The organism is Polaromonas sp. P1_F8 (assembly GCF_056405635.1).
Genome location: NZ_JBFUBS010000004.1, coordinates 13,467 through 33,986, shown reverse-complemented (window position 1 = coordinate 33,986; position 20,520 = coordinate 13,467). Strand labels below are relative to the sequence as shown.

Annotated in this window: 18 protein-coding genes; 9 read left to right on the top strand and 9 right to left on the bottom strand. The window is 62.7% G+C overall.

Annotated elements, in window-relative coordinates; genetic code table 11:
* The first annotated feature begins 43 nt into the window (after positions 1–43).
* Positions 44–1,000 (top strand): helix-turn-helix domain-containing protein, encoded by a 957-nt coding sequence (locus AC1D1J_RS15065; protein ID WP_477667718.1) that lies wholly within the window; start codon positions 44–46, stop codon positions 998–1,000.
* A gap of 113 nt (positions 1,001–1,113) precedes the next feature.
* Here the strand turns inward: AC1D1J_RS15065 and AC1D1J_RS15060 are convergent, their stop codons facing one another.
* The 5 genes from AC1D1J_RS15060 to AC1D1J_RS15040 form a co-directional block, all read right to left on the bottom strand.
* Positions 1,114–2,247, bottom strand: a complete 1,134-nt coding sequence (locus AC1D1J_RS15060; protein WP_477687563.1) for a 2-aminoethylphosphonate--pyruvate transaminase — start codon at positions 2,245–2,247, stop codon at positions 1,114–1,116.
* A 32-nt stretch (positions 2,248–2,279) separates the two neighbouring features.
* Positions 2,280–2,792: a DinB family protein gene (locus AC1D1J_RS15055; protein WP_477695100.1), complete on the bottom strand. Its 513-nt coding sequence runs from the start codon at positions 2,790–2,792 to the stop codon at positions 2,280–2,282.
* Positions 2,793–2,799: 7 nt separating this feature from the next.
* Complete coding sequence (locus tag AC1D1J_RS15050) at positions 2,800–4,515, bottom strand: putative 2-aminoethylphosphonate ABC transporter permease subunit (RefSeq protein ID WP_477695099.1); 1,716 nt, start codon at positions 4,513–4,515, stop codon at positions 2,800–2,802.
* Positions 4,515–5,567, bottom strand: a complete 1,053-nt coding sequence (locus tag AC1D1J_RS15045; protein WP_477695098.1) for a putative 2-aminoethylphosphonate ABC transporter ATP-binding protein — start codon at positions 5,565–5,567, stop codon at positions 4,515–4,517. The genes AC1D1J_RS15050 and AC1D1J_RS15045 overlap by 1 nt, the downstream gene beginning before the upstream one ends.
* Before the next feature lie 135 nt (positions 5,568–5,702).
* On the bottom strand, positions 5,703–6,761 hold the full coding sequence (locus tag AC1D1J_RS15040) for a putative 2-aminoethylphosphonate ABC transporter substrate-binding protein (RefSeq protein ID WP_457282057.1): 1,059 nt from the start codon (positions 6,759–6,761) through the stop codon (positions 5,703–5,705).
* 189 nt (positions 6,762–6,950) lie between these two features.
* On the opposite strand from AC1D1J_RS15040, the gene AC1D1J_RS15035 reads away from it, so the two are divergent.
* The 6 genes from AC1D1J_RS15035 to AC1D1J_RS15010 all read left to right on the top strand — a co-directional run bounded on the left by AC1D1J_RS15035 (position 6,951) and on the right by AC1D1J_RS15010 (position 14,468).
* Positions 6,951–7,757, top strand: a complete 807-nt coding sequence (locus tag AC1D1J_RS15035) for a phosphonate utilization associated transcriptional regulator (protein ID WP_477695097.1) — start codon at positions 6,951–6,953, stop codon at positions 7,755–7,757.
* On the top strand, positions 7,744–8,982 hold the full coding sequence (gene phnA, locus AC1D1J_RS15030) for a phosphonoacetate hydrolase (protein ID WP_477695096.1): 1,239 nt from the start codon (positions 7,744–7,746) through the stop codon (positions 8,980–8,982). Before AC1D1J_RS15035 ends, phnA begins: the two co-directional genes overlap by 14 nt.
* 99 nt (positions 8,983–9,081) lie before the next feature.
* The gene (gene phnY / locus AC1D1J_RS15025; RefSeq protein WP_477695362.1) at positions 9,082–10,503 is read left to right on the top strand and encodes a phosphonoacetaldehyde dehydrogenase; all 1,422 of its coding nucleotides are present in this window, start codon (positions 9,082–9,084) and stop codon (positions 10,501–10,503) included.
* Positions 10,504–10,519: 16 nt separating this feature from the next.
* Positions 10,520–11,089 (top strand): phosphonate degradation HD-domain oxygenase, encoded by a 570-nt coding sequence (locus AC1D1J_RS15020; RefSeq protein WP_477695095.1) that lies wholly within the window; start codon positions 10,520–10,522, stop codon positions 11,087–11,089.
* Positions 11,079–11,936 carry an EamA family transporter gene (locus tag AC1D1J_RS15015; protein WP_477687556.1) on the top strand — a complete coding sequence of 286 codons (858 nt, stop codon included), beginning with the start codon at positions 11,079–11,081 and terminating at the stop codon, positions 11,934–11,936. The genes AC1D1J_RS15020 and AC1D1J_RS15015 overlap by 11 nt, the downstream gene beginning before the upstream one ends.
* Before the next feature lie 117 nt (positions 11,937–12,053).
* Positions 12,054–14,468 carry a GcvT family protein gene (locus tag AC1D1J_RS15010; protein WP_477695094.1) on the top strand — a complete coding sequence of 805 codons (2,415 nt, stop codon included), beginning with the start codon at positions 12,054–12,056 and terminating at the stop codon, positions 14,466–14,468.
* 105 nt (positions 14,469–14,573) lie between these two features.
* Here the strand turns inward: AC1D1J_RS15010 and AC1D1J_RS15005 are convergent, their stop codons facing one another.
* The 3 genes from AC1D1J_RS15005 to AC1D1J_RS14995 form a co-directional block, all read right to left on the bottom strand.
* A complete protein-coding gene (locus tag AC1D1J_RS15005) occupies positions 14,574–16,085 on the bottom strand; it encodes a sensor histidine kinase N-terminal domain-containing protein (protein WP_477687601.1) in 1,512 nt (503 codons plus the stop codon).
* Positions 16,086–16,236: 151 nt separating this feature from the next.
* Complete coding sequence (locus tag AC1D1J_RS15000) at positions 16,237–16,911, bottom strand: response regulator (protein WP_477670586.1); 675 nt, start codon at positions 16,909–16,911, stop codon at positions 16,237–16,239.
* A 206-nt stretch (positions 16,912–17,117) separates the two neighbouring features.
* Positions 17,118–17,627: a MarR family winged helix-turn-helix transcriptional regulator gene (locus AC1D1J_RS14995; RefSeq protein ID WP_477695093.1), complete on the bottom strand. Its 510-nt coding sequence runs from the start codon at positions 17,625–17,627 to the stop codon at positions 17,118–17,120.
* Positions 17,628–17,792: 165 nt separating this feature from the next.
* On the opposite strand from AC1D1J_RS14995, the gene recA reads away from it, so the two are divergent.
* Positions 17,793–18,929 (top strand): recombinase RecA, encoded by a 1,137-nt coding sequence (gene recA / locus AC1D1J_RS14990; protein ID WP_477687553.1) that lies wholly within the window; start codon positions 17,793–17,795, stop codon positions 18,927–18,929.
* A 104-nt stretch (positions 18,930–19,033) separates the two neighbouring features.
* A complete protein-coding gene (gene recX / locus AC1D1J_RS14985) occupies positions 19,034–19,525 on the top strand; it encodes a recombination regulator RecX (RefSeq protein WP_477695092.1) in 492 nt (163 codons plus the stop codon).
* A gap of 2 nt (positions 19,526–19,527) precedes the next feature.
* Here the strand turns inward: recX and argC are convergent, their stop codons facing one another.
* Positions 19,528–20,439, bottom strand: a complete 912-nt coding sequence (argC, locus tag AC1D1J_RS14980) for an N-acetyl-gamma-glutamyl-phosphate reductase (RefSeq protein ID WP_477687551.1) — start codon at positions 20,437–20,439, stop codon at positions 19,528–19,530.
* Positions 20,440–20,520: the final 81 nt, after the last annotated feature.

Genomic DNA, 20,520 nt, shown 5'->3' with positions numbered 1-20,520 from the left:
AAGCGTTGCTTGCGCACGGCACGAATCCTGCAAGAATGCGGCCATGGTCCACACGCCTGACACTCTCCAGCCAGCCCTGCTGTCCCGCGCGTCGTTCGCCGACGCAGACGAGCAGGCGGCGGCACTTACGGGCTGGAACCAGAGCTACCTCCAGCTGTCTCGCGGCGCCTTTGGCGGCGAGGTGCGCCAGCTGGAATTCGCGGGCCTTCGCCTCTTTGTGGAAAGCCTGCGGGAGTCGGTGTACCAGACCGGACGGATACGCGATGGTGCCCTGGCCTTGGGGCTGCCGCTCCAGGTCGAAGGCCCCAGCGTTTTTTGCGGCGCGCCCAGCGACGCAGGTGCATTGCATGTGTTTTCGGGGGCGTCGGGTTTTGAGTTCCGCTCTTCCCGGCGTCATGTGATGCTGGGGCTGGAGCTTGACGAAGCGGCCTGGCGCCGCTGCGGCGAGCATGACCCGGCGCTGCAGGCCCGGCTCGGTGCGCAGGCAGGGTTGCGCCGGCTGGATGGCGCGGCGCAGGCGGGGCTCAGGCAGTGCCTCACCGGTGTGCTGGATACGGTGGAGGCGGCCCCTGCGCTGCTGCAGTCGCCCGCCGTGCAGGCTGCGATGCTCGACAGCGTGGTGGAGCAGCTCGGCCGCGTTCTTGCGCCCGCGGGTAGCGCGGACGCTGTCGGCACTCATGGGCATTGGACGCTGACGCGACGTGCCCGCGAACTGGTGCACGCGCAGCTCGATCAGCCGCCCACGGTGCTGGCGCTGTGCGAGCAGCTCGGCGTGAGCCGGCGGACCTTGCAAAACGGCTTCCAGACAGCGCTGGGCATCAGCCCATTGGCTTATCTGCGCGCCGTGCGCTTGAACGCCGCCAGGCAGGCATTGAAGACCGCTACGTCTGTGACGGCGGCTGCAACGCACCTGGGGTTTTGGCATTTTGGTCATTTCGCGCACGACTACCAGCAAATGTTTGGCGAACTTCCTTCCGAAGCGTTTCGCCGAAGTCACTAGGCCCCCACGGTCGCTCACTTCGTGTAGCTCCCTGCCCCCCGAGGGGGCCGCTCGCCTGTGGCCCGGCAAAGCCGGTTCCACGGCTCATGCTTGTAAAGAGACGTTCTCAGGGCCTACGCTCCGTGCGCGTGGGTTGCCGGTGCGGCGGAGCTGATGCCCATGTCCTGCAGGGCACCCGCCACCGCCAGTACGGCTTGCTCGATCTCATTCGGGCCGATTGCACCGATGCAGCCCACCCGGAAAGTTTCCACCTGCGTGAGCTTGCCGGGATATAGGACAAAACCGCGATCTCGTGCAGCGGCATAGAACTTCTTGAAGTCGTAGCGGCTGTCGGCCGGCGCGTGGAAGGTCACGATGATGGGTGCCTGGATGGCCGGGTCCAGGAAGGGCTTGAAACCGAGTTTCGCCATGCCCGCAATCAGCGTGCGGTAGTTGCTTTCGTAGCGCGCCAGGCGCGCGGGCTGGCCGCCTTCTTCCTCGAATTGCGCAATCGCCTCGGCCAGCGCCACCACCACATGGGTGGGAGGCGTGAAGCGCCACTGCGTGGTTTTTTCCATGTAGGCGTACTGGTCGTGCAGGTCCATGGCCAGCGACTGGCTGCGGCCGGCACAGCCATCCAGTACGGCCTTGCGGATGAAGACAAAACCCATGCCGGGCACACCTTCAAGGCATTTTCCGCTGGCCGCCACCAGTGCGTCGAAATGCACCTTGCGCGCATCGATTTCTATCGCGGCGAAGGAGCTCATGGCGTCCACCAACAGGCCCTTGCCATGGGTTTTGCAGACATCGGCCACTTCCTTCAGCGGGTTGAGCACGCCCGCGCCTGTCTCGCAGTGGATCAGCATGACGTGGGTGATGCTGGTGTCGGCTTCCAGCATGGCGTCCAGTGCGGCGGGAGAGACCTGCGCAGCTTCGTCGAAGGGCATGATGGTGCAGCGCCGTCCCATCAGCGTGGTGAGCCTTGCCGCGCGTTTGCAGTAGGCGCCGTTGTCCATCACCAGCACGTGGCCGTCCCGCGGCACCACGGTGGCCACTGCCGCTTCCACGCTGAAAGTGCCGCTGCCCTGAAGCGGAACGACGACGTGCGAATCCTGCCCATGGATGACGGCCAGCAGGCTTTTGCGCACGCTGGCCGTGACGGCGTTGAAATCGCTGTCCCAGGAGCCCCAGTCTTTCAGCATCGCGAGTTTGGTGCGCAGGGTGGTGGTCAGCGGCCCGGGGGTGAGGAGGATTTTGTCTCTGTCCATTTGTTATGCCTGTGGTCTTCGTTGCGGGCGATTCAATTCAGTCGGGCCGGGTATCCCTGCAGGAATATGGGCAAATCCATGCCTGGGGGGCGCGCCGGAACCTGGTAGATCATGTCGGCCACGTAGCCCCGGTGGTAGGTTTTGTGGTTGACGACATGCAGCAGCATGTCTCCCCGTGTCATGGCACTCGCGTCGCCATCGATGAACGTGAAATGCACGATTTCGTCGAGTGCCCCGGCGCTCAGGGTGTCCGCGTATTCGATGTACCAGGTGTCGATTTGCCCCTGAGCTGCGCACAGCGCTTCCAGTGTGGGAGTGGCCTCTGTGTTGCGGGAGCTGAAGCCATGCGGCCGCCCCTGCAGGTGCGCCTGCCAGATGAGATCCACCACATAGGCGTGGTTCAGCGTACGAAGCATGTTGCCAAAGCCGGTTGCGCGTGGCGCCAGGAGCTCACCTGCAGGAAGTTGCTTTAATGCGCCGAACAGGCGGTCGTTGGCCCATGCGGTGTAACGCGTGAGCATGCGGATGTTGCGCTGGGCTGTCATGAAGCTCCTAGCGCGAGCTGGTTCGCCACGCTTGCGTACGGCGGTTGACCCACCAGGCCAGGGCCATGAAAAGCAGGGTTGCAATCGTTGATGCCATACCGATCAGGACGGCCATGGCTGCGGCGGCGCCCATTTCGCCGGCTTCATCCAGGTTCAGGATGGCGATCGACGCAACTTTGGTTTCGGGCGAATAGAGAAACACCACGGCGGAGATGGTGGTCATGGCGTTGATGAAGAAGTAGCGCGCAATGTCGACCAGCGCGGGCGTGCAGATAGGCAGGGTGACGCGCCAGAAGGTTTTGAAGAAGGGCACCTTGAGCGAGGCGCTGACGGCCTCAAATTCGCCATCAAGGCTCTTGAGTGCGGTTACGGCTGTCAGGTGGCCGGTGGTGTAGAAGTGCACGATGGTGCACAGCGTAAGCAGGGTTAGCGTGTGGTACAGGCCGTTCAGCGGATTGCCGGGCGCATTGAAAAAGAAGATGTAGCCCAATCCCAGCACCAGGCCGGGTACGGCCATGGGCAACATGGCCAGCATGCGCACAAAGCCGCGCAGGCCGTCCATGCCTTTGGTTTTTTCGAGCAGGTAGGCGCTGCAAAACACCAGCGCGGTGCCGAAGAAGGCCGTGCCTGCCGCCATTTTCAGGCTGTTGAGAAAACCGACGCCGACTTCCGCGTCGATCAGGCCCATGGTGTAGTGGCGCAGGCTGGGCGTAAGGTTGTAGGGCCAGAAGCTGGCGAAGGATGCGAACACCGCCATGCCCAGCATGGCCAGCACCAGGAAGGCAATCGCGCAGCAGTACAGCGTCATGACCCGGTCGTAGCCGCGCGAAGGCGTGGGCCGGTAGGGCACGGCACGCGCCGTCAGCATCGCGGTCTGGCGTTTGCTGACGTAGCTGTCTACCGCGAATGTCAGGACGGCGGGCGCCAGCAGCAAGATGGCGACGACGGCGCCCTTGGCGAAATCCTGCTGGCCGATCACCAGCTTGAAAACGTCCGTGGCCAGCACATTGAAGTTGCCGCCTATCACCTTGGGAATGCCGAAGTCCGTCATGACCAGCGTGAAGGTGACGAGCGCCGCGGAAATAAGGCCGTACTTGGCGCCGGGCAGCGTGATGGTGAAGAACTTGCGCCTGGCGCTGGTGCCCATGGCATTGGCCGCCTCGTACAGCCGAGCGTCGGACAGGCTGAGTGCGGTGACCAGAATCATCAGCGCATGCGGAAACACCGCAAAACATTCGGCCACCACAATGCCGGGCGCACCATAAATCTGGTCGATGCCTATGCTCTGCATCCAGCCCTTGAGCACCCCCTGATTGCCAAACCAGTAAATCAGCGAAATGGCTGACAGCAGGGAAGGTGCCAGCAGGGGAACCAGTGTGATGCCGCGAAACAGCGCCTTGTACTGCATGCACGAACGGGTCAGCGCATAGGCAAAACCAAACGCCAGGGGTACCGCAATCAGGGTGACGGCGCCTGAAATCCAGAGGCTGTTCCACAGGCTTTCGAGCAGTGCCGGGGTTTTGGCGTACTCGATGAAGTTGTCAAGCCAGATGAAATCCCCGGCCTTGTCCTGCACGGCCTGCTGCAGGATGGCCAGCAACGGGGCTGCCAGAAACGCTATCAAAATAATAGCTGCCAGCGCAAGGGCGGCGTAGGCCAGGTGGTCAATCCAGTGCACGCGCTGCCGCACCAGGGGCAAAGCAGGAGGTGTATAGACGGGCATCAGAACACCTTGATGCGCTCTGGCAGCAACTTGAGGGGAAGGGACGAGCCGACCTGCAAGGATTGCTCCGACAGGAAGTTGAGCGAGAGGTAAACCGTGAGCTTGTGGCTGCCCAGCGCAGGAGAAGCCACATGAACGTGGCAGAAGGAGCCGAGGAATTCGATCTTTTCGATGGTGGCGTCGAACACGTGGGCGTCATCCGCTGCAATGGGCCGGGCCAGCACGTCTTCCGGGCGCAGGTAAACCTTGACCTCGCGGTCGGTGCCGTCGCAAGGCAGGCACAAGGCGCCGAACCTCATCTGGCCGCCGCTGACCTGCGCCGGCATGACATTGACCTTGCCGACAAAGTCCGCCACGAACGGCGAAGCCGGCTCGCGGTAAATTTCCATCGGTGTTCCCACTTGTTCGATCAGGCCGTGGTTCATCACCACAATGCGGTCGGCGACGCTTAAAGCCTCCTCCTGGTCGTGCGTCACCATGATGGTGGTCACGCCCAGTTTTTGTTGCAGCGCGCGGATTTCCTGGCGCAGGCGTACGCGCTCCAGTGCATCGAGTGCCGATAGCGGCTCATCGAGCAGCAGCAAGCCTGGCGAGGTGGCCAGTGCGCGCGCCAGCGCGATGCGCTGCTGCTGACCGCCCGAGAGCTGGCTGGGATATTTCGCCTCGCTGCCCGGCAAGCCCACCAGCCTGACCAGTTCAGTCACCCGTTGGGCAGCCTCGGCCTTGGGCGTCTTGCGATTGACGAGTCCATAGGCCACGTTGTCGGCCACACTGAGGTTGGGAAAGAGCGCGTAACTCTGGAACACGATGCCGTAGTCGCGCAGCGCCGGCGGCAGCCGCGAGATGTCGCGCCCGCCCTGGTGTACTTCACCCGAGGTCTGCACCTCCAGCCCGGCAATGATGCGCAACAACGTCGTCTTGCCGCAACCCGAAGGCCCCAGAAAACAAACGAACTCGCCCTTGCGGATGTCCAGGTTGATGTCTTGCAGCGCGGTGAAGGCACCGAATTCCTTGCGGATATGGCGCAGGTTCAGAAAGGTGTCGTTGTTCATTCGTGAGCCATACATGTATTACCTGAACGGTCGGCGCCGGCGCAAAGGCAAGCAGCGGCGTGGAACCGGCTCCGCCGGGCCACAGCGGCTGTCCCCCTGAGGGGGAGAGGCGGCCGACAGGCCGCCTACAGGGGGCTACTTCTTCTCTGTTTTGGAGTTATAGCGCTTCGTCCACTCGTTCAAAATGCGCTCGCGGTTGTCTGCTGCCCAGCTGAAATCCATCTTGACGAGGCGGGCCTCATAGTCCTTCGGCACATTGGCCAGCGGCGGTGCCAGTCCAGGCTGCGCGGTGATCGCGAAGTTCTTGCCGTACAGCATCATGGCGTCCTTGCTCGAAGCCCAGTCAGCCAGTTTCTTGGCGGCATCCAGCTTCTTGGTGCCTTTGTGAATGGCAAAGGCTTCCAGGTCCCAGCCCAGGCCTTCCTTGGGGAACACCAGATCAATCGGCGCACCCTTGGCCTTGTTGGTGTTGCCGCGGTATTCAAACGAAATGCCCGCCAGAAATTCTCCGGAGGCGGCCATGTTGCAGGGCTTGGAACCCGAATGGGTGTACTGCGCGATGTTTTCGTGCAGCGCGTCCATGTACTTCCAGCCGCCGCCCTTGCCGTCCTTGTCGCCAAAGAGCGTGAGCCAGGCGGTCACGTCGAAGTAGCCGGTGCCGCTGGAGGCGGGGTTGGGCATGACGATCTGACCCTTGTAGATGGGTTTGGTCAGGTCCTGCCAGGTCTCGGGTGTAGGGATGTTTTTCTTCTTGGCTTCGACGGTGTTGAAGCACACGGTGGCACCCCACACGTCCATGCCGAACCAGGCGGGAACTTTCTTCTTGTCACGGTACTGGCTCATGATGCCGTCAAGGTTGATCGGCGCGTAGGGTTCGAGCATGCCCTGCTTGTCGAGCAGGGCCAGGCTGGAGGCAGCCACACCCATGATGGTGTCGGCCTGGGGATTGGATTTTTCGGCGAGCAGCTTGGCGGTGATCACACCGGTCGAGTCGCGGACCCACTTGATTTCGATATCGGGGTAGACCTTGTTGAAGCCCTCTTGATAGGCCTTGATCTGGTCTGTTTCCAGCGCGGTGTAGACCAGCAACTGGGTCTTCTGGGCGAATGCGCCGGTGGAGGCGGTGAGCAAGCCGAAAAAGCCGATAAGAGCGATCGCCTTTGGCAGGGATTTGAGATGGGTAGCCAGCTGCATAAAAAGTCCTTTGTGGAAAACCTGCAATGTTGTGACCTGTTCGTGTCGGGGCAGTGACACTGCGATGACCAACCTGTGTTCAGGTCATATCAACCCAGCTCAATATTTATTTAACGCTGCCCCTTTTATCTTGTCAATTGTTTTTTGCAGATTGTTGACAATCTTCGGTTTTGTGCTTCAATGCAGGGCATGAATGCCGTGTTTCATCCCACTATCGCGCTGTTGCAGACCAGTTCCCTCACCACGGTGGTGCAGCAGGAAATCGAGCGCGCCATTCTTGTTGGCGAATACGAACCGGGCAGCAAACTCATTGAGGCAGCGCTGGCTGAAAAGATGGGCGTCTCCCGCGGGCCGGTGCGTGAAGCCTTCCGAATGCTGGAGGAAGCTGGCCTGGTGCGCAACGAAAAAAATCGCGGCGTCTTCGTGCGTGACATTCCCATCGAGGAAGCCGTCGAGATTTTCGACCTGCGCGCCGCGATGGACGAACTCGTCGGCCGCCAGCTCGCCAGGAACATCACGCCGGCCCAACTCAAGGAAATCCGGGGCCTCGTCGACTCGATGGAAAAGGCCGTCAAGGCAGAAGACGCCTACAACTACCACCTGCTTAACCTGAAATTCCACGACCGGCTGGTGGAAATGGCAGGCAACAGCAAGCTCACGGCCATCTATCGCAAGCTCATCAAGGAGCTGTCGCTGTTCCGGCGCCTGAACCTGGCCGACGGCTGGCTCATGCCGATCTCGGCCAACGAACACCGGCAGATCGTCAAGGCCATCGCCTCCGGTGACGCGGACGTCGCAGGCCGGGCCATGTACGACCACGTGATCGAGAGCAAAGAGCGCACGATTGAAAACGACCTGCGGCGACAGGCGCGCCTGCAGGCCAGCCCGGCTACCCGTTCGGCACAAGCCAGGGCGTCGCACCTGATCGATGACGACATCGCAAAAGGCTCGGAGAAAAACATGGACAAGGGAAGGCTCCAACGTGGCAGTCGCTGATAAAAAGACCGAAGTGAAAGTCAATGGCCGGGCATACAGGCTGCCGACCCAGCCCGTCGTGGTGGTGTGCGTTGACGGCTGCGAGCCTGACTACCTGGCGCAGGCCGTGGCCACCGGCCACATGCCGTGGCTCAAGCGCACCCTGGCGCTGGGTTCTGGCCTGACGGGTGATTGCGTGGTACCCAGCTTTACCAACCCCAATAACCTGTCCATCGTGACGGGCGCGCCGCCCAGCGTGCACGGCATCTGCGGCAACTACCTGTTCGATACCGCCACCGACACCGAGGTCATGATGAATGACCCCAAGTGGCTGCGTGCGCCCACCCTGCTGGCGGCCCTTGCGGACGCGGGCAAGTCCCTGGCGGTGGTCACAGCCAAAGACAAATTGCGCAAGCTGCTGGGCCACAAGATGAAAGGGATCTGCTTTTCGTCCGAGAAGGCCGACCAGGTCACGCTGGAAGAAAACGGCATTGAAGACGTGCTGGGCCTGGTCGGCCAGCCGCTACCCAGCGTCTACAGCGCGGACCTGTCGGAGTTCGTGTTTGCGGCCGGCGTGAAGATCATGCAGAAATACAAGCCCGATGTGATGTACCTGTCGACCACCGACTATGTGCAGCACAAGCACGCGCCCGGCACCGAAGGCGCCAATTCCTTCTATCGCATGATGGACGGCTACATGCAGCAGCTCGACGACCTGGGTTGCGTGATCGTGCTCACGGCCGACCACGGCATGAACGCCAAGGTCGCCATGGACGGCACGCCCGACGTGATTTACCTGCAGGACTGGTTTGACAACTGGCTGGGCGCGGGCGTTGCGCGTGTGATCCTTCCGATCACCGACCCCTATGTGGTGCATCACGGCGCGCTGGGATCCTTCGCCACGGTCTACCTGCCCGAGGGCACAAACATCGAGGCCGCCCGCAAACGGCTGGCGGGGCTCAAGGGCATGGAGCTGGTGCTTTCACGTGAACAGGCCGCCGAGCGCTTCGAACTCCCGGTCGACCGGATCGGCGACATTGTGGCGGTGTCCGAGCGCTTCACTGTGATCGGCACATCGGCCTCGCGCCACGATCTTTCTGCGCTCGAAGTGCCTTTGCGGTCCCACGGCGGCATGAGCGAGCAGCGTGTGCCGCTGATCGTGAACCGGGACTTGCCGGGCCTGAACCGCAACCGGCGTTTTCGCAATTTCGATGCCTTCGACCTGGCGCTCAATTACGCCCAATAGATATCCGGCAACAAAACGCAAGAAACATGTCCGCACATACCCTGTCCTGAAAGCCGCAGAGTGATTGACCAGTACATCCGCGACCATCAGCTCAATGCCATGCGACTGGCTGGCCGCAAGGTTGGCACCGGCCGGACCGGTGACCGTGCCATCGAGGTGTTCGATCCGTACACGGCCAAGCTGCTGGGGAGCGTGCCCAAGGCCACGCTTGAAGAAGTCCGTGAGACTTTCGCCAAGGCGCACGCCTGCAAGCCCCAGCTGAGTCGCTATGAACGCGCAGCCATCCTCAACCGTGCGGCGGCCATCGTCCAGTCGCGGTTGATGGAGGTCGCGAATCTCATCACGGCGGAGGCAGGGCTGTGCCTGAAGGACTCCATCTACGAAGCAGGCCGTGTCAGTGACGTGTTGCTCTTCGGTGCAACCGAGGTGCTCAAGGACGACGGCCAGATCTTCAGCTGCGACCTCACGCCGCATGGAAAGAAGCGCCGCGTCTACACGCACCGCTCCCCGCTCCTGGGCGTGATCACCGCCATCACGCCTTTCAACCACCCGATGAACCAGGTGGCGCACAAGGTGGTGCCCAGCATTGCGACCAATAACCGCATGGTGCTCAAGCCCTCCGAGAAGGTGCCTTTCTCGGCCCTCCTGTTCGCCGACATCCTGTACGAAGCGGGCCTGCCGCCCGAGATGCTCAGCGTGATAACGGGCGACCCGCGCGAGATTGCGGACGAATTGATCACCAATCCGCTGGTCGACCTGGTGACATTTACGGGTGGCGTGGCCATCGGAAAGTACATTGCAGGCAAGGCCGGTTACCGGCGCGTGGTGCTGGAGCTGGGCGGCAACGACCCCATCATCGTGATGGAGGATGCCGATCTCAACGAGGCCTCCACGCTGGCCGTGCAGGGTTCTTATAAGAATTCGGGCCAGCGCTGCACGGCCATCAAGCGGCTCATGGTGCATGAGGCGGTGGCCGGCGAATTTGTGGAGCAGGTGCTGGCCAAGACCCTGGCCTGGAAATACGGCGACCCGGCCGACAAGGCCAACGACATGGGCACGGTGATTGATGAACCGGCAGCCATGCTGTTTGAGTCGCGTGTGAATGAAGCGGTGGCGCAGGGCGCGAAATTGCTGGCTGGCAACCACAGGCGCGGCGCGCTTTATTCACCTACGCTGCTGGACCATGTGTTGCCGCAGATGACGGTGGCGCGCGAGGAGACCTTCGGGCCCGTCTCTCCGGTCATACGTTTCAAAAACATCGACGAAGCCATCCAGATTTCGAACGGTACAGCTTATGGCCTTTCAAGCGCCGTCTGCACCAACCGCCTGGACTACATCAACCGGTTTGTCAGCGAGCTGCATGTCGGCACCGTCAATGTGCGCGAGGTGCCTGGGTATCGCCTGGAGCTCACGCCCTTCGGCGGCATCAAGGACTCAGGCCTGGGCTATAAAGAGGGCGTGCAGGAAGCGATCAAGAGTTTCACCAACCTCAAGACCTACTCGCTCCCCTGGAATGCCTGACCTGTGAGGAATCTACATGCTGAACTTTGACGACATCGAACACCTCTTCAAGGAGCGCGGCGGCGAACAATACAGCGGCGAGCCCGTGACGCAATTGCAGCACGCGCTGCAGACTGCGGCACTCGGCGAAGCCGAAGGCGCGAGCGATGCGCTGGTGACCGCGGCGCTGTTGCATGACCTGGGGCACCTGCTGCACGACCTGGGCGAAACACCGTCGCTGCGTGGTGTGGACGACGTGCATCAGTACCGCGCGCTGCCTTTTCTTCGGGGTCTTTTCCCCGACGAAGTGCTGGACGCCATCAAGCTGCATGTGGACGCCAAGCGCTATCTGTGCGCAGCCCGGCGCGGCTACCATTCAAGCCTTTCGGTGGACTCCAAGCGCAGTCTGCAGCTGCAGGGCGGCATCTTTTCCGCTGAAGAAGCGGCGCGCTTCATCGCGCAGCCCGGTGCCGGGGATGCGGTGAAGCTGCGCCTCTGGGACGATCTTGCGAAAGATGCGCACAAGGCCACGCCGCCACTGGCGCACTACCTGGCACGGGCCAGGCGCTGTGCCCTTCCCGCCGCAGAGCCCTCGCTTGCCGCCTGAAATTCTTGCGCTGACGTGGCCGGTGCTGGGTGCTGTGCTGTTTGGCGCGCTGCTGCATGCAGGCTGGAATGCCCTGGTGAAGTCCAGTGCCGACAAAGCGCTGGACATGGCGGTCATTCACCTCATTGGCTCTGTGCTGGCGTTGCCGCTGGTGCTGCTGGTTGGCTGGCCGCGGGCTGAGGCCTGGCCATTCATCGGCGCATCGGTACTGATTCACATCGGCTACTACATTGCCACCACGCGCGCCTACCAGCATGGCGACCTGGGCTTGACCTACCCGCTGATGCGCGGCGTGGCGCCGTTGCTGGTGGCGTTGTCAGCCAGCTTCACTCTCGGTGAAACGCTCACGCCGCTGGCTTGGGCAGGCATCCTGGGTATTTGCTGCGGCGTGCTGGTACTGGGCCTGAGCCGCCACGCCCTGCATGCGCCCAAGGCCGTCGGTTTTGCGCTGGCCAACGCCGTCATCATTGCCGTCTACACCGTCGTCGATGGGCTGGGCGTGCGCGCTTCAGGAAACGCGTTGCAATACGTTGCGGCTCTCTTCCTGTTTGATGGCTGGCCATTCGGCCTGCTGATGATGGCGCGGCGGGGGCGCGCCATGGGCCACTATGCGCTGCATCGCTGGCCGGTGGCCACGGGCGGCGCGCTGGCCTCGCTGGGCTCCTACGGCATTGCGTTATGGGCCATGACGCGCGCGCCGGTAGCCACTGTCGCGGCGCTGCGCGAAACCTCGGTGCTGTTCGCGGTGCTGCTGGGTTGCTGGCTATTGAAAGAAGTTTTTACCGTGCGCCGATTCATCGGCACCTGCGCCATCGTCGGCGGCGTCATGGCCATACGGTTAGCCTAGATATGAGTTCTCCCCCAAAGCGCCTTCGGCGCCTCCCCCTCAAGGGGGCGCAGCCTGCGGCCCGGCAAAGCCGGTTCCGCGGCAGCCGCTGATTTCATACCGTAGAGGATTGCACGCATGAATATCCCGACTCAAGCGCAGATCGTCATTGTGGGTGGCGGCATCGCCGGGTGCTCCGTGGCCTATCACCTGGCCAAAATGGGCAAGACAGACGTACTGCTGCTCGAGCAGGGCAAGCTCACCAGCGGCACCACCTGGCACGCGGCCGGCCTGGTCGGCCAGATGCGGCCCAACCGCAACATGACGCAGATGAGCAAGTACGGCATCGAGTTGTATGCCTCGCTTGAGGCTGAAACGGGCCTGGCCACCGGGTGGAAACAATGCGGCAGCGTCAACGTGGCGCGCACGCCGGAGCGCATGAAGGTGCTCAAAAAGCAGGTCGCCATGGCCAACAGCTTTGGCGTGGAATGCCATGAGATCTCGCCGCAGGAAGCCGGCGACAAATACCCCATCATGCGCACCGACGACCTGCAGGGCGCGATCTGGCTGCCGGGCGACGGCAAGGCCAATCCGGCGGACCTTTGCATGTCGCTGGCCAAGGGCGCGCGCAACCGCGGCGTGAAGATGGTTGAAGGCATCGAGGTGACCGGTGTCATCATTGAAAACGGCAGGGCTGTGGGCGTGAAGACCGCGCAGGGTGACGTCCGTTGCGAAGTCGTCGGCAATTGCGCCGGCCAATGGGCGCGGCAGTTCGGCAAGCTCGCGGGCGTGAATGTGCCGCTGTATTCGGCCGAGCATTTCTACATCGTCACCGGCAAGATTCCGGGCGTGCACCCCATGCTGCCGGTCATGCGCGACCCGGACGGCTACATCTACTACAAGGAAGAAGTCGGCGGCCTGGTGATGGGCGGCTTTGAACCCCAGGCCAAACCCTGGAAGATGGACCCGATTCCGGCTACCTTCCAGTTCGAATTGCTGGACGAAGACTGGGACCAGTTCGAGCCGCTGATGACCGCAGCCATGCACCGCACGCCCTGCCTGGAGACGGCCGAAATCAAGATGCTGCTCAACGGGCCGGAGAGTTTTACGCCCGACGGCAACTTCATCCTGGGTGAGGCGCCTGAACTGCGCAACTACTTTGTCTGCGCGGGTTTCAACTCCGCCGGCATCGCCAACAGCGGCGGTGCGGGCCGGCTCATGGCTGAATGGATTGTGGGTGGCGAGCCCAGCACCGATTTGTGGGACGTGGACATACGCCGTTTCGGCAGCTTCACCGGCAACCGCAGGGCGCTGGCCGAACGCACCGGCGAGACGCTGGGCCTGCACTATGCGATGCGCTGGCCGAGGCAGGAACTGGAAACGGCGCGGCCGTTGCGTACCTCACCGCTGTACGACATCCTGGCCGCCAGAGGCGCGGAGTTCGGCAGCAAGAATGGCTGGGAGCGTGCAAGCTATTTCAGGCCGGAGGGGCAGGCGCGCCCGGAATACTCCCTCGATAAACCGGTCTGGCTACCCTGGATGATTGAAGAGCAAAAGGCCACGCGCGAAACCGTTGCCCTTTACGACCAGACCTCGTTCTCCAAATACCTGTTGCAGGGCCGCGATGCACTGGCCGTGTTGCAGCGCCTGTGCGCCAACGAGATGGACGTGCCTGTCGGCAAGATGGTCTACACCGCCATGCTCAATGAGCGCGGCGGTTTTGAAAGTGACTTGACCGTGATGAGGCAAGCCGCGAACCAATTCCTCATCATCACCGGCTCCGCGCAAACGGTAAGGGACTTCGACTGGATCGCTCGGCATATCGGCGAGGCGGAGCATGCGGTGCTCACCGATGTGTCTGCGATGTACTCGGTGCTGTCGGTGATGGGGCCGAAGGCGCGTGAGCTGCTGGCGCTCGTTAGCCCGGACGACCTGTCGCCCGAGGCGCTGAAGTTCTCATGGACGAAGGACATCGATGTCGGCTTTGCCCGCGTGCGCGCCGCCCGCATGAGTTATGTGGGCGGGCCGGGCTTTGAGCTGTACACGCCGATCGAAATGGCGCGCCATGTGTACCTGGCACTGATGGAGGCCGGCAAGGCGCTGGGCATTCGCGATGCGGGCTACTACGCGCTGGATGCGCTTCGCATCGAACAGGGCCGGCGCGCCTGGGGCGCAGAGCTTGGCCCGGACGAAACGCCGTGGGAGGCCGGGCTGGCCTTCAGTGTGAGGCTCGACAAGCCCGCTGACTTCATCGGCAAGGCCGCGTTGCTCAATTCACAGGGACTGGCCCTGCGCAAAAAGCTGGTCACGCTGGTGTTTGACACGCCGGACGCCTTTGCCTGGGGCGGGGAAGCGATTGTGATGGGCGGGCAAACGGTGGGCGAAATCTCATCGGTCGGCTGGAGCCCGCTGGCCGGCGCCTGCGTGGCCCTGGGTTATGTGCGCGGCGGCAGCGCCAATCAGCTGCATGCCGGAACGCCCGCGCAAATCGAGCTGTGGGGCGAGTGCATCGGTGTGAAGCTTTACGACAAGTGGCCGCCTGCCAAACCCTGATTTGCTATCATTTCAGGAGCTGTTCGCGCCCGTTTTGTATGATTTGCAGGCCCATTTTATTTATGGATTCCCGGCGTTCCAGGGCATCGGCGCAGGCACAGGCTACTACTGGCCGTCAGGCAAATCCATGCCGACAAAACGCACCGTGACGCGTGTGCCCGGTGTCTGTGGGTGGCCCGGCAGGGCCGCATCTTCAATGGTGATGGTGGCGCCATGCTGCTTGGCGATTTCCAGCACGATGGCCAGGCCTAGGCCGGAGCCGTCGACGTTGGTGCCCAGCGTCCGGTAGAACGGCTGGAACACCAGCTCGCGCTCCGACTCCAGGATGCCCGGCCCGGAGTCTTCCACCAGCAGCACCAGCACGCCGCTGAAGCGGTCGGTCATGAGCCGCAGCGTGACCTGTCCTTTTTCGGGCGTGTAGTTGATGGCGTTGTCCAGCAGGTTGCGCACCAGCTCCTTGAGCAGGGTCGGGTTGCCTTCCAGCTGCGTCGCCTGCTCGCCGGCGGCGGGCCCGTCGTAGCCGAGGTCGATCTGTTTTTCAAGGGCGCGCGGCACCGAGTCGGCCATCACTTCCGACACGATATGCACCAGGTCGATGTGCAGCTTGGCGAGGCTGCGGCCCGTGGTTTCGGCGCGCGCCAGCGCCAGCAGCTGGTTGACGGTGTGGGTGGCGCGTATGCTGGCGCGGCCGATGTGCTTGAGCGACTTTTTGAGTTCGTCGGCGTCGGTTTCGCGCTGCGCCAGGTCGGCCTGCATGCGCAGGCCCGCCAGCGGTGTCTTCAACTGATGCGCGGCATCGGCGAGAAAGCGTTTCTGCGTGGTCAGCGACACCTTGAGCCGGCTCAGCAAATCGTTGATGGAGGACACCAGCGGTGCTACCTCTTCCGGCACCGCGGTTTCATCGAGCGGGCTCATGTCGTCGGACTTGCGTGCGCGGATGCGCTTTTCAAGCTGGGCCAGCGGCTTGATGCCGCGCACCAGTGCCAGCCACACCAGCAGTACGGCCAGCGGTAGCGTTACGAACTGCGGCACCATGGTGCCCTTGACGATTTCAGTGGCCAGGGTCTTGCGCTTTTCCAGTGTCTCGGCCACTTGCACCAGCACCATCTGGGCGGACACGGCTTCGGGTGCACCAGCGCCCTTATCGCTGCGCGGCGCAGCCGCCTTGCCTGTCGGCGCCGGGGCTTTGACTTCGACCTTGAGCCAGGTGTAGGCCACGCGCACATCTTCGCCCTGGATCAGGTCTTCGCGCAGCCGCACCTCGCCGTTGGTGGGCTTGTCTTCATCGGGCGGCAGGGGCAGATCGTGCTCGCCGCTGAGCAGTTCGCCTTGCGTGCCCACGACCTGGTAATAGACCAGATCGGTGTCATCGGCGCGCAGGATCTCGCGCGCCGGCGCCGTCAGGTTGAATTGCACCTGGTTGTTTTTGACCGCCACCAGCTTGGCCAGTGCCTGCACGTTGTATTCAAGCGCACGGTCAAACGGTTTGCCGGCGATGTTCTGCGCCACCAGCCAGGTCAGCGCCAGGCTGATCGGCCACAGCAGCAGCAACGGCGTGAGCATCCAGTCGAGGATCTCGCCGAAAAGGCTTCGGCGCTCGCGCTGGAAGAGTCTCAGAGCCACAGGTCAAGAAGCGTGCGGGACGTCCGTCCGGCGCGCATGCTCTTCATGCCAGCAGGGGCCGCGGAACCGGCTTTGCCGGGCCGCAGGCGCAGCGGCCCCCTCGGGGGGCAGGGCGCTACACGCAGTGAGCAACCGTGGGGGCTCATCAATTTGGTATTTTTTCGAGGCAGTAACCCAGGCCGCGAACTGTTGCGATCCGCACCGGGCCTTTTTCAATCTTCTTGCGCAGCCGGTGGATGTACACCTCGATCGCGTTGTTGCTGACTTCTTCGCCCCATTCGCAGAGGCGTTCCACCAGCTGGTCCTTGCTGACGAGGCGGCCGGCGCGTTGCAGCAGCACTTCGAGCAAGCCGAGTTCGCGCGCCGACAGCTCCAGCATCTGGCCATCAATGGTGGCCACGCGTCCGGCCTGGTCGTACACCAGCGGGCCGTGCTTGATGGTGCTGCTGGCGCCACCCATGCCTCGGCGGATCAGCGCACGCACGCGGGCTTCCAGCTCTTGCAGCGAAAACGGTTTGGCCATGTAGTCGTCGGCGCCGTAGTCCAGGCCCTTGACGCGTTCTTCCACGCTGTCGGCGGCGGTCAGGATCAGCACCGGCATGGCCGAGCCGCGTGCACGCAGGCGCTTGAGCACTTCCAGCCCGTGCATGCGCGGCAAGCCCAGATCCAGGATCAGCAGATCGAATTCTGTGTTGGTGAGCAGCGCGGCGTCGGCTTCGGTGCCGCTGGCCACATGGTCGGCTGCCGCACCGGAGGCGCGCAAAGTGCGCAGCAGGCCGTCGGCCAGGACCTGGTCATCTTCGGCAATCAGGATACGCATGGTTGTCTCCGGGGGATTGGTCCGCATTAAGGGGCTGTGGGCCAGTTTTACTTGTTCGGCAAATTTTAGGCTGGAACAGGGCCCCCACGGTCGCTCACTTCGTGTAGCTTCCTGCCCCCCGAGGGGGCCGCTGCGCCTGCGGCCCGGCTAAGCCGGTTCCGCGGCCCCTGCTGGTTGGGTATGCAGATCTGCTCTGGGCCGTTTCGTTATGCCCCAGCATACGCTTCCAGCCCTAGCGCCACCACCGTGGCCACATCATGCCCCACAGCCTGGCGGAACTCATCCTCGGCTTGCCGGACCGCCCGGTGAAAGGCTTCCAGCCAGAGCAGGCCTGATTCGGTGAACAGCACCTGGCGGGCGCGTTTGTCGTGCGGGTCGGGCTGGCGCGTCACCAAACCCCAGGCTTCGCATTGGTCGACGAGGTCGCCCATGGCCTGCTTGCTCATGCCGGCGCTTTGCGCGAGGTCCGTCAGGCGCGAGCCGCCCACGGCCAGGTGGCGTGTGATGTGGATATGCGCAGCGCCGACCTGATTGCGCGCCGCGAGGTTGGACAGCGCCAGCGGTACCTCGATGCTGCTGGCCATCAGCGACAGCACGCGCTCGTCGAAGCGGCGCAGCGCGTGGCCCATCAGCCGGCCGAAGTGGGTCTGCCGCCAGCTTGCTTCGGTGGCGCCAAAGGGGCTGGACAGGGGCGGGGAAATGGTCGTTTCGGCCATGAAATCATGGTAACCCAATTGATCAGGCAAACTGACTAAAAATAGGGTTTACTTATTTCAATGGTGCCCATAAAGTACTGGTCATGCATCCAGCGCTGTGATTAAAAGCAGAGACTGGAAATTAAAGCAAAAAGTTTTACATCATTGATTTTTAAGGAGTTTTTCATGGAACTGACCAGCAAACTGAACCCCGCCCAAAACCCTGTACAAAGCGCCGCCCTGAACACCGAAAAGGCCAAGGCCCTGCAAGCCGCCCTGGCCCAGATCGAAAAGCAGTTCGGCAAAGGCACCATCATGAAGCTGGGCGACGGTGAGGTGATCGAGGACATCCAGGTCGTTTCCACCGGCTCCCTGGGCCTGGACATCGCCCTGGGCGTCGGCGGCCTGCCGCGCGGCCGTGTGGTTGAAATCTACGGCCCGGAGTCGTCGGGCAAAACCACGCTGACCCTGCAGGTCATCGCCGAAATGCAAAAACTGGGCGGCACCTGCGCCTTTGTCGATGCCGAGCACGCCCTGGACATCCAGTACGCGCAAAAACTGGGTGTCAACCTGCAAGACCTCCTGATCAGCCAGCCCGACACCGGTGAGCAGGCGCTTGAAATCGTTGACTCGCTCACCCGCTCCGGTGCGGTCGACCTGATCGTGGTCGACTCGGTGGCGGCGCTCACGCCCAAGGCAGAGCTTGAAGGCGAAATGGGCGACTCGCTGCCCGGCCTGCAGGCCCGCCTGATGAGCCAGGCGCTGCGCAAGCTCACCGCCACCATCAAGAAGGCCAACTGCATGGTCATCTTCATCAACCAGATCCGCATGAAGATCGGCGTGATGTTCGGCTCGCCCGAAACCACCACCGGTGGCAATGCACTGAAGTTCTACGCCTCGGTGCGCCTGGACATCCGCCGCATCGGCTCCATCAAGAAGGGTGAAGAGGTGATCGGCAACGAAACCCGGGTCAAGGTGGTCAAGAACAAGGTGGCCTCGCCGTTCAAGACGGCGGAGTTCGACATCCTCTACGGCGAGGGCATCAGCCGTCTGGGCGAAGTGCTGGACCTGGGTGTGGCCGGCCACATCGTCGAAAAAGCCGGCGCCTGGTATGCCTTCAACGGTGAAAAAATTGGCCAGGGGCGCGACAACTCGCGTGAGTTCCTGAAAGAAAACCCCGAACTCGCCATCGAGATCGAAAACAAGGTGCGCGAATCGCTGGGTATTCCGCTGGTGCAAGCCGCGGCCGGTACCGAGCCAGCACCGGCTGAAAAGGCTGCCAAGGCCGAAAAACCCGAAAAACCCGCCAAAGTAGCCGCCTGAGCCTGTTTTTTGAATGCCAAATAAGGCGACAGACCAATCGGAACGGGCGCAAGCAGCTATCAAAAGAGTAGCGCTTGCATCTCAACCTGGCTGGATCCTTTGACATGGAAAACCCGGCAGACAGCTCCTCCGTCAAACCCGCCCGCCGTGCGGGTTTTGGCCTTTCCCTCAAGGGCCGCGCATTGCGTTACCTGGCCGCGCGCGAACATTCACGCGCCGAACTCGAACGCAAGCTGGCCCCGCATGAAGAAACACCGGGCCAGTTGGCCCAGGTGCTCGATGACCTGCAGGCCAAGGACTTCATCAGTGAAGCGCGCGTGGTGGAGTCGGTGATCAACCGGCGTGCGGCCAGATTTGGCGCAGCGCGCATCAAGCACGAGCTGCTGACTAAGGGGCTGAGTGCCGATCTCGTGGCGGGAGCGATGAACAGCCTGAAGGGCAGCGAACTTGAACGCGCCCGCGATATCTGGAGCAAGAAATTTGAGGGGCCTGCGTCCGATGCCGCCAGCCGTGCGAAACAGATGCGTTTTCTGGCTGCGCGCGGTTTTGGCGGGGATGTGATCCGCCGCGTGGTGTCGCAGGCTGACGAGGACTGAGCTTACAAGCTCAGCATCAGCTTCAGGTTTTGTACTGCAGCGCCGGATGCGCCCTTGCCCAGGTTGTCCAGCCGCGCCACCAGCACCGCATGGCGGTACTCTTCATTGGCAAACACGCGCAACTCCATCTTGTTGGTGTCGTTCAGCGCCAGCGCATCCAGCTTGCCTGACTCGGGCGCGGCCTCCGCGGTTACCCATTCGCTGCCGGCATAGTGTTTGGCCAGTATGTCCTGCAACTGCGCCCCGGTTGGTTTGCCGGGCAGCAAGTCAAGGTGCAGCGGCAATTGCACCAGCATGCCCTGCTTGAAGTTGCCTACCGACGGAATGAACACCGGGCGGCGTGTGAGCCCTGTGTATTTCATGATTTCGGGCAGGTGCTTGTGTTTCAGGCCCAAGCCGTAAAGTTCAAACAGGGGAGCGGTCCCGGCTTCGTAGTCTTCAATCATCTGCCGGCCGCCGCCGGAGTAACCGCTCACGGCGGGAAGGCTCAACGGGAAGTCGGCCGGGATCATGCCGGCGTCAACCAGCGGGCGGATCAGCGCGATCGCACCGGTGGCGTAGCAGCCGGGGTTGCCCACGCGGTCGGCAGCGGCCACGGCGGCGCGCTGGGTCTGGGTCAGTTCGGGAAAGCCATAAACCCAGCCGGACACGGTGCGGTGAGCCGTGGAGGCGTCAATGATTTTGGGCTTTTTGCCGGTCAAGCTGTCAATCATGGCGACCGACTCGCGTGCCGCGTCGTCGTGCAGGCACAGGATCACCATATCCACCCGCGCCATCAGGGCGCGCTTGGCGGCCGCGTCCTTGCGCAGCTCGGGCGCGATGCTGACGAGTTCGATCTGCGGCATGGCTTGCAGCCGCTCGCGGATTTGCAGGCCCGTGGTGCCGGCTTCGCCGTCAATAAATACTTTAGGCATGAGCTTCCAGGTACAAAACAAATTGGGCGGCTGGGGCCCCCAGAGGTCAATTTCGGCCCATTTCGGGGTGTAAGGCGGGCA